This window comes from Streptomyces adelaidensis (genome assembly GCF_016598475.1).
Taxonomy (GTDB): domain Bacteria; phylum Actinomycetota; class Actinomycetes; order Streptomycetales; family Streptomycetaceae; genus Streptomyces; species Streptomyces adelaidensis.
In genome coordinates, this window is sequence record NZ_JAEMUX010000043.1 from 29,225 (window position 1) to 42,498 (window position 13,274).

The window sequence follows — 13,274 nt, forward strand, 5'->3', positions numbered from 1 at the left end:
GGTCGCCGACACAGAGATCAGAATCTCCGGCTTCATGGACCCCTCCCTCGACCTCCGTTGTAGCCGGTCCACGCGGTGCTGCGGGCCTGTTGTGGGCCGACATCCCATGATCATGAACGCAGCCGGTACTCTGTAGCCGCTCCGCCCCTGGTGGCCGGGGCGCAGGTGGGTTGCCCGAGCGGCCTAAGGGAACGGTCTTGAAAACCGTCGTGGCGCGAGTCACCGTGGGTTCAAATCCCACACCCACCGCTTGTTGGGGCCGCGGCCCAGATGAGGCGGGGTGTCCGGAGTTCTCGGGTGCCCCGTCTCTTTTCTTGTCTGCTCGTCCCGGGATGCGGGTTGAGCGGGTGGCGCTGATTCTGGAGGGGATGGCAACCTGCGGAAGGAGTCGCGATGTCCATGATGGACAAGCTCAAGCACATGCTGAAGGGGCACGAGGAGCAGGCGGGGAAGGGGGTTGACCGGGGCGGTGACTTCGTCGACGACAAGACGCAGGGGAAGTACAGCGGTCAGGTCGACACCGGTCAGGACAAGCTCAAGCAGCAGTTGGGCACGGACCCGGGCGACCGGGGGCGTGAGACTCCGCCGCGGTCGTGACGCGGGAAGGGGTGTCTCCGGGCAGAGGACCAAGACTGGAGACACCCCTTCCGGTTGATGCGGGCGCGTGGGTGCCCGGCAGGTGTCAGGCCGGCTCGTCGTCCGGGGCTTCCCTCGCCGACATGATCTGCGTCTCGTACCGGTCGATGATCTGCTGTGTGGTGGCGCCGGTGATCTTCGCGATCTCGTCGATGGACGCGACGGCCCAGTTCGCGAGGGAGAGGGCGAAGGCCAGTAACTCGTCGTCGCCGTAGACGCGCTTGATCGTCAGTAGGTAGGTCAGGTTCAGGTAGGGCACGAGGTCGGGTTCGTCGGTTCGGCTCGTGCTGGCTCTCATCAGTTCGATCGTGGTCTGCGTCGCTTCCTCGCGCAGCGGCAGCAGGCGGTCCCGCTCCGCGTGGGCCTCGGAGAGCATCTTCCGGCGGAATTCCCGTTCCGCGTCCACGTTGTCCACCTCGGTTCTTCCCAACGGTCTGCGGTGACAGTCTTCGGCGACGGTCCCTGACGATGCGATCCTCCACCAACTGCGCCTCGCCGCAAGGGCATACGTCGACTGCACCACCCGTCGGAGTTACCTCACACCCCCCGCCCCGACATCCGCGCCGCCGACGCCACCGTCGACCTCGCCTCCCGTTCCGTCAGCCCCGTGTGTACGGCGGCGTCGATGAGCGCGTTCGTGAGTGCGGGGCCGAGGCCGTTCTCGTACGCGCGGCAGGCGGCCCAGAAGAGGCGGGTGTTGCGTTGGCCCTCCTGGGCGGTGAGGACGAAGTGGATCAGGCCGTGGCCACGGCCATGGGCATGGGCATGACTGTGGCCGCCGGGCGAGTGCGGCGGCGGGGGCAGGAGCAGGCGGAGCAGCGCGGGTGGGCAGGGGGCCGGGGGCAGATGGGCTGTGCCGGGGGCCGTGCCGTAGACGCCGTGGTCGGTGCGGGAGCCGGGGCCGACCAGGTAGCCGCCGGCGCCGCGGATGTCGATGCCGGGGGCGAGGCGGCTCGCGGAGTTGGGGACGACGACGTCGGGCGGGCCGGTGAGCCAGAGGTGGCGCCCGCCGCTGGGGGTCAGGACCACGACCGTCTCGGGGATCGTGAAGAGGTGGCGCAGGGCGAGTTCGCGCAGGGCCGCCGAGGAGTCCGTGCCCGACTTGGTGTCGAGGTCGACGCCGATGAGGTGGTGGGGGCGGAGGCCGCAGGCGATGCCGTAGCCGGTGGCCCAGGGTGCGGCGGCGAAGAGTTCGCGGATGCGGCGGGGGTCGATGGAGGCGTCGTAGACACCGTGGCCGAAGCGGCCGCACTCGCCGTGGCAGGAGTGAGCGGGGGGCGGGGCGTCTCGGTGGGGGGAGCGTAGGGCCGGGAGTTTTGAGCGGGACAGGGGGATCACCGCCAGTCCGCGTTCGGCGGCGGAGAGGGCGTGCGCCAGGGCCAGGGTGGTGGCCCGCCGGTCCGTGGTGGCCATACTTCTATGTTCGTACAAGTGTTCGATAAAAGGAAGAGGGGTTAGCGGGTTGTTTCGGCCGCAGGTCCCGATTCGCGGGTTGGCTGAAAATGCGCCGGAACGCTTCGCCCCTTGTCCCGCTTGATCTTGCTGTCGTCAGGTCAGCTCGCCGGGTCTGAGCTGGGAGTTCCTTGATCTGAAGGGGTTTATCGACATGTCATCACGCTTCAGAGGGAATCGGCTGAAATGCACATGGCAAGCCTCCGTACCGCCCGCGTTCTCGCCGTCGTCCCCGCGCTTCCACTCGCCGCCGCCCTCTTCACCGGCGTCGCGACGGCCGACAACGGCTCCTTCGCGGACAAAGGATCGAACGCGGGCGTGGCGAACATCGTCGGCAGCGGTGTCGGCAACGACAACAACGGCAACTCGTCCACCTCGCAGCAGAAGGCGAACGGCTCCGGCGCCACGAACCAGAACAACACCGCCCAGGTCAACGGCTCCGGCCTCACGGCCATCGAGCAGGAGAACGCCGTCGTCAACTTCGTCAACCTCTGGTGAGCCGTCCGAGGGCGGGCCGGTGAGCCGGGGGCGGATGGACGAGGCCACCCCGGCCGAGGCCCTGACCCTCGGGTGCGTGAGGTGTGGGACATGTTTGTGGGGTGTGACGCGCCTGTGCGGCGGTACTTCGGTACCGCCGCACAGGCGTTTGCCGTGTGTGCGCCTTCGGCGGCCTTGACAGTCGTGGCGACAGTTCCTTCAATCTGACGGATAGTCAGATAATTGGATGGATGGTTCGGTGGATGGTTCGGTGGATGGTTCGGGTGGATGCTTCAGAGGGGGCGGCTGAGTGGTGGTCGAGGACCTGTCCGTACGGCTCAAGGTCTACGAGGGGCGCGCGGCCGTCGTCGGTGGCGTCGGCAAGGACCCCGTCAACTCGCCCATGATCCGGCACTGGTGCGAGGCCGTGGGGGACACCAACCCCGCGTACACGGGGCCGGATGCGATCGCCCCGCCCACCATGCTCCAGGTGTGGACCATGGGCGGGCTGAGCGGGCACCCGCCGGGGGAGGCGGGGCGCACGGGGCGCACGGGGCGCACGGGGCGTTCGGAGGCGTACGAGGAACTCCTTGCGCTGCTCGACGGCGCCGGCTACACCTCCGTCGTCGCCACGGACTGCGAGCAGGAGTATCCGCGGGCGCTGCGGCCGGGAGACGAGATCACCTTCGACTCGGTCATCGAATCGGTGTCGGAGCGGAAGACCACCAGGCTCGGCACCGGATACTTCGTGACGACCCGCATGGACGTGCGGGTCGGTGACGAACTCGTCGGCACCCACCGCTTCCGCATCCTCAAGTACGCGCCGGCCGCCGCACCCCCACCGAAGCGGAGCGAGCCCCAGCCCCAGCCCCAAAAGCAACGCCCCCAGCGCCCCCGCCCCGTCATCAACCGCGACAACGCCGGGTTCTGGGAAGGCGTCGAGCGGCACCGGCTCCTCATCCAGCGCTGCGCCGACTGCGCCACGCTCCGCCTCCCCTGGCTGCCGGGGTGCAACGCGTGCGGTTCGCCCGAGTGGGACACGGTCGAGGCGTGCGGCGACGGCACGGTCCACTCGTACGTCGTCATGCACCACCCGCCCTTCCCCGCCTTCGATCCGCCGTACGCCGTCGGGCTGATCGAGCTGGTGGAAGGGGTGCGGATGGTCAGCAACGTCATCGGGGTGCCGTACGACAAGGTGCGGATCGGGATGCCCGTACGGCTCGAATTCGCGTGCTACGACGAGGAGTTGGAGTTGCCGGTGTTCCGGGCGGCGGGGGCCGGGGAGGCGACGGCGGAGGTGGGGCGGGGATGAGGGCCGGTGACGTGTTCGCGCCGCTGGAGGTCGAGATCACCCGCACACTTGTCGTCGCGGGGGCCATCGCCTCACGCGATTTCCAGGACGTGCACCACGATCCGGAGCTGGCGCGGCGGCGCGGATCGCCGGACGTCTTCATGAATATCCTGACGACGAACGGGCTGGTGGGACGGTACGTCACCGACCACTTCGGGCCGTCCGCCGTCCTCCGCAAGGTGGCCATCCGGCTCGGCGCGCCCAACTACCCCGGCGACACGATGGTGTTGACGGGGACGGTCGAGGCCGTCGACGGGGACCTGGTCACGGTCAAGGTCATCGGTGACAACGGCATCGGCAGACACGTCACCGGCACGGTGGTGGTCACGGTCGGCACGGGCGTGCTCGCGGCCGACACGATCACGGCCACGGCCGAGCCGGTGACGGCCAGGACCGACCGGGTGACGGCCAGGACCGACCGGGTCACGGTCACGCTTCCGACGGGGGCCCCGCAATGAGCGTACGGACCAGGGACCGGCTCGGCGGGCGGGCCGCGATCGTCGGGATCGGGGCGACCGACTTCTCCAAGGACTCGGGCCGCAGCGAGCTGCGGCTGGCCGTGGAGGCGGTGCGGGCGGCGCTCGACGACGCGGGGCTCGCGCCGGCGGACGTGGACGGGATGGTGACGTTCACGATGGACACGAGCCCGGAGATCACGGTCGCGCAGGCGGCCGGCATCGGCGAGCTGTCCTTCTTCTCCCGCGTCCACTACGGCGGCGGCGCCGCGTGCGCGACGGTGCAGCAGGCGGCGCTCGCCGTCGCGACGGGCGTCGCGGAGGTCGTGGTCTGCTACCGGGCGTTCAACGAGCGGTCGGGGCGGCGCTTCGGCGCGGGCGTACGGCACCGGGAGCCGTCGGCGGAGGGCGTGGCGCTCGGCTGGACGCTGCCCTTCGGGCTGCTCACGCCCGCGTCATGGGTGGCGATGGCGGCACAGCGCTACCTGTACGCGTACGGGCTGACCCCCGAGGCGTTCGGGCACGTGGCGGTGGTGGACCGGAAGTACGCGGCGACGAACCCGGCGGCGTACTTCCACGGCCGCCCCATCACCCTCGCCGAGCACGCCGCCTCCCGCTGGATCGTGGAGCCGCTGCGGCTGCTGGACTGCTGCCAGGAGACGGACGGCGGCCAGGCGCTCGTCGTGACGTCCGTGGACCGGGCGCGGGATCTGCCCCGGCCGCCGGCCGTGGTCGTGGCGGCCGCCCAGGGCGCGGCCCGGGCGCAGCAGCAGATGACGGGCTTCTACGACAGCGATCTCACCGGGCTGCCGGAGATGGGCGTGGTCGCCCGGCAGCTCAGGCGGACCTCGGGGTTCGCCCCGGACGACATCGACGTGGGCATCCTCTACGACCACTTCACGCCGTTCGTGCTGATGCAGCTGGAGGAGTTCGGTTTCTGCGGACCGGGGGAGGCGGCGGACTTCGTCGCGGCGGAGCGGCTGCCGCTCAACACCCACGGCGGGCAGCTCGGCGAGGCGTATCTGCACGGGATGAACGGCATCGCGGAGGCGGTACGGCAGCTGCGGGGCACCGCGGTGAACCAGGTTTCGGGGGCGGAACGGGTACTGGTCACGGCGGGCACGGGGGTGCCGACGTCGGGGCTGCTTCTCGGGGCGGACGGATGAGCCCAGCGCTCGGGACGTACACCCTGGGCAGGTGTCTCAGGGATACACCCTCAGTACCTGAGGGCGGTTCCTCCACCTCCAGTAGGTGGGGCCCACCCCACTCCTACAACCTGAGGGGGATTCGTCTTCGGGACCTGCGGCCGATCCGCCGGGCGGGGCCCGCTCCTAGCGTGGAGCCATGACCACACCCGTCTGCACCAGCGCTTCCAACGCCGTTGCACCAGCGACGCGGACCCTGTCGATCTCGCCGCGGCCGATCTCACCGCAGTCGGCCACGTCCCGTGCGGCCTCGTCCCGGGCGACATCGCCCCGTGCGGCCTTGTCCCGGGCGACATCGCCGCGGTCGGCCGCGGCCCGGTCGAGCCTGACGAACCGGACCAATCTGTCGGACCTGTCGTACCCGTCGTTCTCGGCGTACGTGAAGGCCCGCCAGCCGGTGCTGCTGCGGACCGCCCGGTCGCTGACCGCCAACCCGAGCGACGCCGAGGACCTGCTGCAGACCGCGCTGACCAAGACCTATGTCGCCTGGGAGCGCATCGAGGACCACCGGGCGCTCGACGGCTACGTACGCCGGGCGCTGCTGAACACGCGGACGTCCCAGTGGCGCAAGCGGAAGGTGGACGAGTTCGCGTGCGACGAGCTGCCGGAGCCGGAGGGGGTCCAGGCCGGCGACCCGGCCGAGCAGCAGGTGCTGCACGACGCGATGTGGCGGGCGATCATGAAGCTGCCGGCCCGGCAGCGGGCGATGGTCGTACTCAGGTATTACGAGGACCTGAGCGAGGCCCAGACGGCCGAGGTCCTCGGGGTCTCCGTCGGCACGGTGAAGTCGGCGGTGTCGCGTGCGCTGGGCAAGCTGCGGGAGGACCCTGAGCTGGAGCCTGTGCGGTAGGCAGGTAGTGGCCCTCACACGGCCCGTTAGGAATGTTTATCTGATCGATCATCCCGTCCCTAGTGACATACCGATCGGTATGTGAGCAGAATCAGCGCAACCGTTACCACCGCGTAGGCAGAGCCGCCCCGGGAGGACGCCGTGCTGAGCACCATGCAGGACGTACCGCTGTTGATCTCCAGGATCCTGACCCACGGGCAGGTGGTCCACGGGACGTCGCAGGTGATCACTTGGACCGGGGAGAGTGAGCCCCACCGCCGTTCGTACGCCGAGATCGGCGCCCGCGCCGCCCAGCTGGCCCACGCCCTGCGCGAGGACCTCGGGGTCGAGGGCGACGAACGGGTCGCGACGCTCATGTGGAACAACTCGGAACACGTGGAGGCGTACTTCGCGATCCCCTCCATGGGTGCCGTCCTCCACACCCTCAACCTGCGCCTGCCCCCCGAGCAGCTCGCCTGGGTCGTCAACCACGCGGCGGACCGGGTGATCATCGCCAACGGTTCGCTGCTCCCCCTCCTCGCGCCGCTCCTCCCGCACCTCAAGCCGGTGGAGCACGTCGTCGTCTCCGGGCCCGGAGACCGCTCGCTGCTCGCCGGAGCCGACGTCCAGGTGCACGAGTACGAGGACCTGATCGCCGGCAAGCCGACCGCGTACGACTGGCCCGAGCTGGACGAACGCACCGCCGCGGCCATGTGTTACACCTCCGGCACCACCGGTGACCCCAAGGGCGTCGTCTACTCCCACCGCTCGATCTATCTGCACTCCATGCAGATCAACATGGCCCAGTCCATGGCGCTCACCGACGCGGACATCACGCTCGTCGTCGTCCCGCAGTTCCACGTGAACGCCTGGGGCCTGCCGCACGGGACCTTCATGACCGGCGTCACCATGCTGATGCCCGACCGGTTTCTGCAGCCCGCCCCGCTCGCCGAGATGATCGAGACGCAGCGGCCGACACACGCCGCCGCCGTCCCCACCATCTGGCAGGGGCTGCTCGCCGAGCTGACCGCCCGGCCGCGTGACGTCAGCTCGCTCACCCAGGTCACCATCGGTGGCTCGGCCTGCCCGCCCGCCCTCATGCAGGCCTTCGACAAGCTGGGCATGCGCGTCTGCCACGCCTGGGGCATGACGGAGACCTCCCCGCTGGGCACGATCGCCCGGCCGCCGGCCCATGTCGAGGCCGACACGGACGAGGAGTTCGCGTACCGGCTCACCCAGGGCCGCTTCCCCGCCTCCGTCGAGGCCCGCCTCACCGGCCCCGGCGGCGAACGTCTCCCCTGGGACGGCGAGTCCGCCGGTGAGCTGGAGGTCCGCGGCCCCTGGATCGCGGGCGCGTACTACAGCGGGCCGGACAGCGAACCCCTCCGCCCCGACGACAAGTTCAGCGAGGACGGCTGGCTGAAGACGGGCGACGTGGGCACGATCAGCCCCGACGGCTTCCTGACCCTCACCGACCGCGCCAAGGACGTCATCAAGTCGGGCGGTGAGTGGATCTCCTCCGTCGAGCTGGAGAACGCCCTCATGTCCCACCCGGACATCGCCGAGGCCGCCGTCGTCGCCGTACCGGACGAGAAGTGGGGCGAGCGCCCGCTCGCCACGGTTGTGCTGAAGGAAGGCGCGAGCACCGACTTCGCCGCCCTCCGCTCCTTCCTCGCCGACGAGGGCCACATCGCCAAGTGGCAGCTGCCCGAGCGCTGGACGATCATCGAATCGGTGCCGAAGACGAGCGTGGGCAAGTTCGACAAGAAGGTGCTGCGGAGGCAGTACGCGGAGGGTTCGTTGGATGTGACGCAGATCTAGGACGAGTCACGCCTACATGGGTCTGGGGCGATGTTTCACGTGAAACATCGCCCCAGACCCATGCGTTCTGTGCTCAGTTCGTGCCGACGCGGGCCAGCAGGTCCACGATCCGGGTCTGCACCTCGGGGCTCGTCGAGCGTTCGGCGAGGAAGAGGACCGTCTCCCCCGAGGCCAGACGCGGGAGTTCGGACTGGTCGACGGCGGCGGTGTAGACGACGAGCGGGGTGCGGTTCAACTGGCCGTTCGTGCGCAGCCAGTCGATGATTCCGGCCTGGTGGCGGTGCACCTGCAGCAGGTCCATCACCACGAGGTTCGGCCGCATCTGCGCGGCCAGGGTGACGGCGTCCGCGTCGGACGCGGCCCGCGCGACCTGCATGCCACGCCGTTCCAGCGTCCCCGTCAGGGCGAGCGCGATCTCCGCGTGCTCCTCGATGAGCAGGACGCGCGGCGGGTGCTGCTCGGAGTCGCGTGGCGCGAGCGCCTTCAGCAGGATGGCCGGGTCGGCCCCGTACGCCGCCTCGCGCGTCGCCTGGCCCAGCCCTGCCGTCACGAGGACGGGCACCTCGGCGGCCACGGCGGCCTGGCGCAGGGACTGGAGCGCGGTGCGGGTGATGGGACCGGTCAGCGGGTCGACGAACAGGGCGGCCGGGTAGGCGGCGATCTGGGCGTCCACGTCCTCGCGGGAGTTCACGATGACGGGCCGGTAGCCGCGGTCGCTGAGCGCCTGGTGCGTCGTCACGTCGGGCGCGGGCCACACCAGCAGTCGGCGCGGGTTGTCCAGCGGCTCCGGCGGCAACTCGTCGTCCATCGGCTGCGGATGGGGCCGGTCGGGCACCTCCACCGCGCCACCGGGGCCGTCGAGCGGCTCGGGCCCTTCGTCCGCGTTCTCGTCCGGTGCCCCTATGGCGTACGACCGCCCGGCCCCCTCCGTACGGCCCGCCAGCCGGGACTGACCGGGGAGGGAGGGCTGGGGCGGAAGCGGGACCTGACCGGCGAGCGAGGGCTGCGGCGGCAGCGGGGCGGCTTGCTGCGGCGGGACTGCCTGGGCCGTCCGCGCCGCCTGAGCGGGTGTCGGGGCCTGGCCGGTGCTGGCGCCCTGCCCGGGCTGCGGGTGCGGACGCGCGGCCGTCTCCGAGCGCCCGGCGGCCGCCTGCGGCGTCCCGAGCTTGCGGCGCCTACCAGAACCGCCGGGCTGATTCGGGGCGGGAGTCGACCCTGACCCTGCCTGTGCCTGCCCCTGTGCCTGGGTTGGCGCCTGTGCGGGTGCCTGAGGGCCGCCCTGGCGGGCGAAGGGAACGCCCTGCCCGAGCGTCCGCACGCTGATCGCCCGGCCCTGGGTGGAGTTGGGGTCGAAGGGGGTGGGGACGGGGGCGGGAGCCGGAGCGGAGGGAACGGCGGCGGCTGCGGGAGCCACAGGCGTCGCGGGGGCCGCAGGCGGCACAGGTGCCGTCGGGGCGGCGGCCTCGGCGGGCAACGGCTGCGCGGCGCGCGGCTGCCGCTGTACGGCGACCTCCGGCGGCAGCGGGGTGCCCGAGGAGGGCGTGGACTGCGGCGGCAGCGGCGCCTGCGCCCCCGGGGCGGCTACGGGGATGCCCACACCGGAGGTGCCCTGGTGGGGGTTCGGCCAGGACTGGGGCTGGGACGGCTGCTGCGGCTGGGACTGCGCCGGGGACTGCGGCTGGGGTGCCTCGGGGGCGGCGACCTGCGGGTGCACGGCCTGTGGGGCACCGGGCACCCCTTGGGCCGGTACGGGCTGGGAGGCACCCTGAACGGCAGCCTGCACGCCTTGCCCGCCCTGCCCGCCCTGAACTCTCGGTACGGCGACGGGCTGCCCGGCGGACACCGTGGCGGCGACGGGCCGGCCGGGAGCGGCGGCAGCGGCCTGCGCGGGCACCGGTTGCGCCGGACCTCCCTGCGGGGGGATCCCCTGCGCGAGGGCACTCTGAGAGCCCTGGGCCGGGACCCCTTGTGCGGCCGGGGGCGAGGGCGCCACCGTGGCCGGGCCCTCGGCCTGCTGGGGAGCGAGCGGCCGTACCGCCCGGCGGCGGCCCGTCGGCGTGGGCAGCGGGTGCGGCTGAGGCGGCGTGTGGTCGTCGGCCGGGTTGCGCAGCGCGGCGTCATGGCGACCGTCGTCGACACCACCGGCGGGGGCACCCGGCACCTGGCCCGCACCAGGGGCCTGGCCGGCACCCGGGGCGGCGGCGGGCACCGCCCCTCCGGCCGCGGCGACGGCACCCTGGCCGCCCTCACCGTCGTACACCTCCCCGCTCTCCACGCCCCGCACGGGCGCGGCGGGCACCGCAGGCACCCTGGCCCCAGCGGGCAAAGGCATGGGCATAGGCATGGGGGTGGGGGTGGGGGTGGGTACAGGCGTGGGTACAGGCGTGGGCACCGGCATGGGGGCCGCAGGTGCATCCGGCGCACCCGGCCCCGTCGGCGGCACGGGTACCGGTCCGAGCCCGGCCGTCCGGCCGTAGTCGGGCCCCCGGTCCGCCTCGGCCGGCGGCAGCGCGAACACGGCTCGTGGGCCGCTCGGCTCGGGCGCGGCGCCCCGCTCCTCCGCGCTGCCGAGCGCGCGCCGACGGCGTCCGGTGGGCTGCTGGGCGCCGTCCGCCTCGCCGGAAGCGGTGCCGGTGTCGGTGGGGCTGTCGGCGTCGGAGCCGGTGCCGGCGGCCGCCGCGTCGACCGGCCTCGGCCCTCCGGCGGGCAGTGCCGCGGGCAAGGCGTTCTGCGCGTTCTGCGAGTTCTGAAGGCTCTGGACGTTCTGCGCGGGCTCGCGCCGGCCGCCGGGCGGCGCGGGCACGCCCTGTGGCGGCACCGTCCCGCCCAGTCCGGTGGCGACGGCAGCGGCACCGGCCGCGTGCTCGGCCGCCATGACGACCGCGCCCTCGGCGGCCACGGGCTGGGCGGCACCCTCGGCCGAGGCGGCCCGTCCGCGCCGCCGCCCGGTGCCCCCGGAGTCACCGGCGCCCTCGGCATCGCCGATCCCGGCGCCCGGCGCGGACACAGCAGCCCCACCAGGACCGCCCGCCGCACCCGTCACGCCTGCCGAGTCCTCAGCCCGCCGCCTGCGCCGCCCGGTGGGAGCCGCGGCGACCTCCGCCGCACGTCCCTCAGGCGGAACGTCCTCGCTGTCCAGGAACGCGTCCACGGACGACCGCCGCGCGCGTCGCCGCCCGCCGTTCCCGTCGGCGGCCTGCTCGGGCAGGGAGAGCTCGGCGCCGGCCGCCACAGCCCCGGCCGCAACAGCAGCCTCGGAGCCGGTCTCGACGTCGGGGCCGGCACCCGCGAGGGCGAGGGCCGAGCCGGGTACCGCCCCGGCCCCGCCGCCCAGCGGCACCTCCAGCACATACGCGCTGCCGCTCATCCCCGGCACCTCGTGCGTCTGGAGCACACCGCCGTGCGCCCGCACGATCCCCTGGACGATCGGCTGGTGCACCGGGTCTCCCCCGGCGTACGGCCCGCGCACCTCGATCCGGACGACCTCACCGCGCTGCGCGGCCGCCACGACGACGGTGTTGTCCATGTAGCCGCCGACGGACATGGGCGAGTTTCCGGTCGCGTCGACGCCCGCCACATCCGCGACGAGATGCGCGAGCGCGGTCGCGAGCCGCGCCTGGTCCACCTCGGCCTCGATGGGCGGCGCGTGCACGGCGAACTGCACCCGCCCCGGCCCGATCAGCTCCACGGCCCCGTCGACACCGGCCGCGACGACCGCGTCGAGCATGACGGCCGTACGCACGAGGGTGTCCTCGCCGGCGTCGATCCGCTGGTAGCCCAGCACGTTGTCGATGAGCGTCGTGATCCGCGAGTACCCGGCGGTCAGATGGTGGAGCACCTGGTTGGCCTCGGGCCACAGCTGCCCGGCGTCGTCGGCGGCGAGCGTGCCCAGCTCGGCACGGAGTTGGTCGAGCGGGCCGCGCAGCGAGGTGCCGAGTACGGCGAGCAGCTGCTCGTGCCGCGCTGCCAGCACCTCGTACCGGTCCTTCTCGCGCTCCCCGAGCGCCGCGTACCGCTCGTCACCGGCGGCGAGTTCCTCGGCGTGCTGTTCGGTCAGCTCGGCCAGCTCGGCGGCGTGCTTCTCCCGTACGTCCGCGAGCTCCCCGGCATGCTCCTCGGCGAGCCGCTCCAGCTCCTCCGAGTGGGTCTCGGCCTCGGCGTCCTTCTCCTCGGCGAGCCTGTCGTACGGCCGCCGGTCGGTGAACGTCATCACGGCCCCGACGAGCTGTTCCCCGTCGCGCACCGGCGCGGTCGTCAGGTCGACCGACACTTTCTCGCCGCTCTTCGACCACAGCACCTGCCCCCGCACCCGGTGCTTGCGCCCGGACCGCAGCGTGTCCGCGAGCGGCGACTCGCCGTACGGGAACGGCGCGCCGTCCTCCCGCGAGTGCAGCACGAGCGTGTGCAGTTCGCGGCCCCCGAGGTCACTGGCCCGGTAGCCCAGTATCTGAGCGGCGGCCGGATTGACGAGCACGATCCGGCCGTCCGTGTCGGTCCCGACCACACCCTCGGAGGCGGCCCGCAGAATCATCTCGGTCTGCCGTTGCGAACGTGCGAGTTCGGCCTCCGTGTCGACGGTCCCCGACAGGTCCCGTACGACCAGCATGAGCAGCTCGTCATTGGCGGAGCCGTAACCGTCGTACGCCTGCTGCCCGTTCTCCAGATTCGCGCTTGTGACCTCGACCGGGAACTCGCTGCCGTCGGTCCGGCGGGCGATCATGCGGGTCGGCCTGGTCCGCCCCGTCGGGTCCATGGTGTCGGGCCGGCGCATGGACCCGGGGATGAGCCGCGAGTCGAACTCGGGCAGCAGATCGAGCAACCCACGCCCGACGAGGGCGGTGCCCGGCGCCTCGAACGCCTCGAGCGCGATCGTGTTGGCGTTGACGACGGTCCCATTGGCGTTGACCAGCACCAACGCATCGGGCAGCGCGTCCAGTATGGCTGCGAGGCGAGCAGCGCCTCGGGATGGCCTGCTGCTCACGAGACGCTTCCTCCCTGTTACCGCACCTTGCCGACCGCGTGGGCCATCTTGCCAACCGGTCCGCGAC

General features: G+C 72.2%; 9 protein-coding genes, 1 tRNA gene and 1 pseudogene. 8 read left to right on the forward strand and 3 right to left on the reverse strand.

Features of this window, described 5'->3' with window-relative positions:
• Nucleotides 1-164: 164 nt before the first annotated feature.
• Nucleotides 165-249: transfer RNA gene (locus I8N67_RS23800), tRNA-Ser, on the forward strand.
• Nucleotides 250-393: 144 nt separating this feature from the next.
• A complete protein-coding gene (locus I8N67_RS23805; protein WP_200305287.1) occupies nt 394-597 on the forward strand; it encodes an antitoxin in 204 nt (67 codons plus the stop codon).
• A gap of 85 nt (nt 598-682) precedes the next feature.
• Here the strand turns inward: I8N67_RS23805 and I8N67_RS23810 are convergent, their stop codons facing one another.
• Both I8N67_RS23810 and I8N67_RS23815 read right to left on the reverse strand, forming a co-directional pair.
• Complete coding sequence (locus I8N67_RS23810) at nt 683-1,066, reverse strand: hypothetical protein (RefSeq protein ID WP_234046184.1); 384 nt, start codon at nt 1,064-1,066, stop codon at nt 683-685.
• A 107-nt stretch (nt 1,067-1,173) separates the two neighbouring features.
• A complete protein-coding gene (locus I8N67_RS23815; protein ID WP_200305289.1) occupies nt 1,174-2,049 on the reverse strand; it encodes a bifunctional DNA primase/polymerase in 876 nt (291 codons plus the stop codon).
• A gap of 231 nt (nt 2,050-2,280) precedes the next feature.
• On the opposite strand from I8N67_RS23815, the gene I8N67_RS23820 reads away from it, so the two are divergent.
• The 6 genes and pseudogenes from I8N67_RS23820 to I8N67_RS23845 all read left to right on the forward strand — a co-directional run bounded on the left by I8N67_RS23820 (nt 2,281) and on the right by I8N67_RS23845 (nt 8,226).
• Nucleotides 2,281-2,586, forward strand: a complete 306-nt coding sequence (locus I8N67_RS23820; RefSeq protein ID WP_200305353.1) for a hypothetical protein — start codon at nt 2,281-2,283, stop codon at nt 2,584-2,586.
• A gap of 292 nt (nt 2,587-2,878) precedes the next feature.
• On the forward strand, nt 2,879-3,877 hold the full coding sequence (locus I8N67_RS23825; RefSeq protein ID WP_200305355.1) for a bifunctional MaoC family dehydratase N-terminal/OB-fold nucleic acid binding domain-containing protein: 999 nt from the start codon (nt 2,879-2,881) through the stop codon (nt 3,875-3,877).
• Nucleotides 3,874-4,257, forward strand: a pseudogene (locus I8N67_RS23830) (hotdog family protein); the annotation flags it as partial. The gene I8N67_RS23825 and the pseudogene I8N67_RS23830, both read left to right, overlap by 4 nt.
• 113 nt (nt 4,258-4,370) lie before the next feature.
• The gene (locus tag I8N67_RS23835; protein WP_200305293.1) at nt 4,371-5,537 is read left to right on the forward strand and encodes a lipid-transfer protein; all 1,167 of its coding nucleotides are present in this window, start codon (nt 4,371-4,373) and stop codon (nt 5,535-5,537) included.
• Nucleotides 5,538-5,715: 178 nt separating this feature from the next.
• Nucleotides 5,716-6,426 carry a SigE family RNA polymerase sigma factor gene (locus tag I8N67_RS23840; RefSeq protein ID WP_372443791.1) on the forward strand — a complete coding sequence of 237 codons (711 nt, stop codon included), beginning with the start codon at nt 5,716-5,718 and terminating at the stop codon, nt 6,424-6,426.
• A gap of 141 nt (nt 6,427-6,567) precedes the next feature.
• Nucleotides 6,568-8,226, forward strand: a complete 1,659-nt coding sequence (locus I8N67_RS23845) for a long-chain fatty acid--CoA ligase (protein ID WP_200305295.1) — start codon at nt 6,568-6,570, stop codon at nt 8,224-8,226.
• A 73-nt stretch (nt 8,227-8,299) separates the two neighbouring features.
• Here I8N67_RS23845 and I8N67_RS23850 read toward each other — a convergent pair whose 3' ends face one another.
• Nucleotides 8,300-13,207 carry a PAS domain-containing protein gene (locus tag I8N67_RS23850; RefSeq protein WP_200305297.1) on the reverse strand — a complete coding sequence of 1,636 codons (4,908 nt, stop codon included), beginning with the start codon at nt 13,205-13,207 and terminating at the stop codon, nt 8,300-8,302.
• Nucleotides 13,208-13,274: the final 67 nt, after the last annotated feature.

Excerpts from the sequence above, each read along its gene's own strand:
- I8N67_RS23835 (WP_200305293.1), top strand. The coding sequence starts at position 4,371 with ATGAGCGTACGGACCAGGGACCGGCTCGGCGGGCGGGCCGCGATCGTC.
- I8N67_RS23820 (WP_200305353.1), top strand. The coding sequence starts at position 2,281 with ATGGCAAGCCTCCGTACCGCCCGCGTTCTCGCCGTCGTCCCCGCGCTT.
- I8N67_RS23805 (WP_200305287.1), top strand. The coding sequence starts at position 394 with ATGTCCATGATGGACAAGCTCAAGCACATGCTGAAGGGGCACGAGGAG.
- I8N67_RS23840 (WP_372443791.1), top strand. The coding sequence starts at position 5,716 with ATGACCACACCCGTCTGCACCAGCGCTTCCAACGCCGTTGCACCAGCG.
- I8N67_RS23815 (WP_200305289.1), bottom strand. The coding sequence starts at position 2,049 with ATGGCCACCACGGACCGGCGGGCCACCACCCTGGCCCTGGCGCACGCC.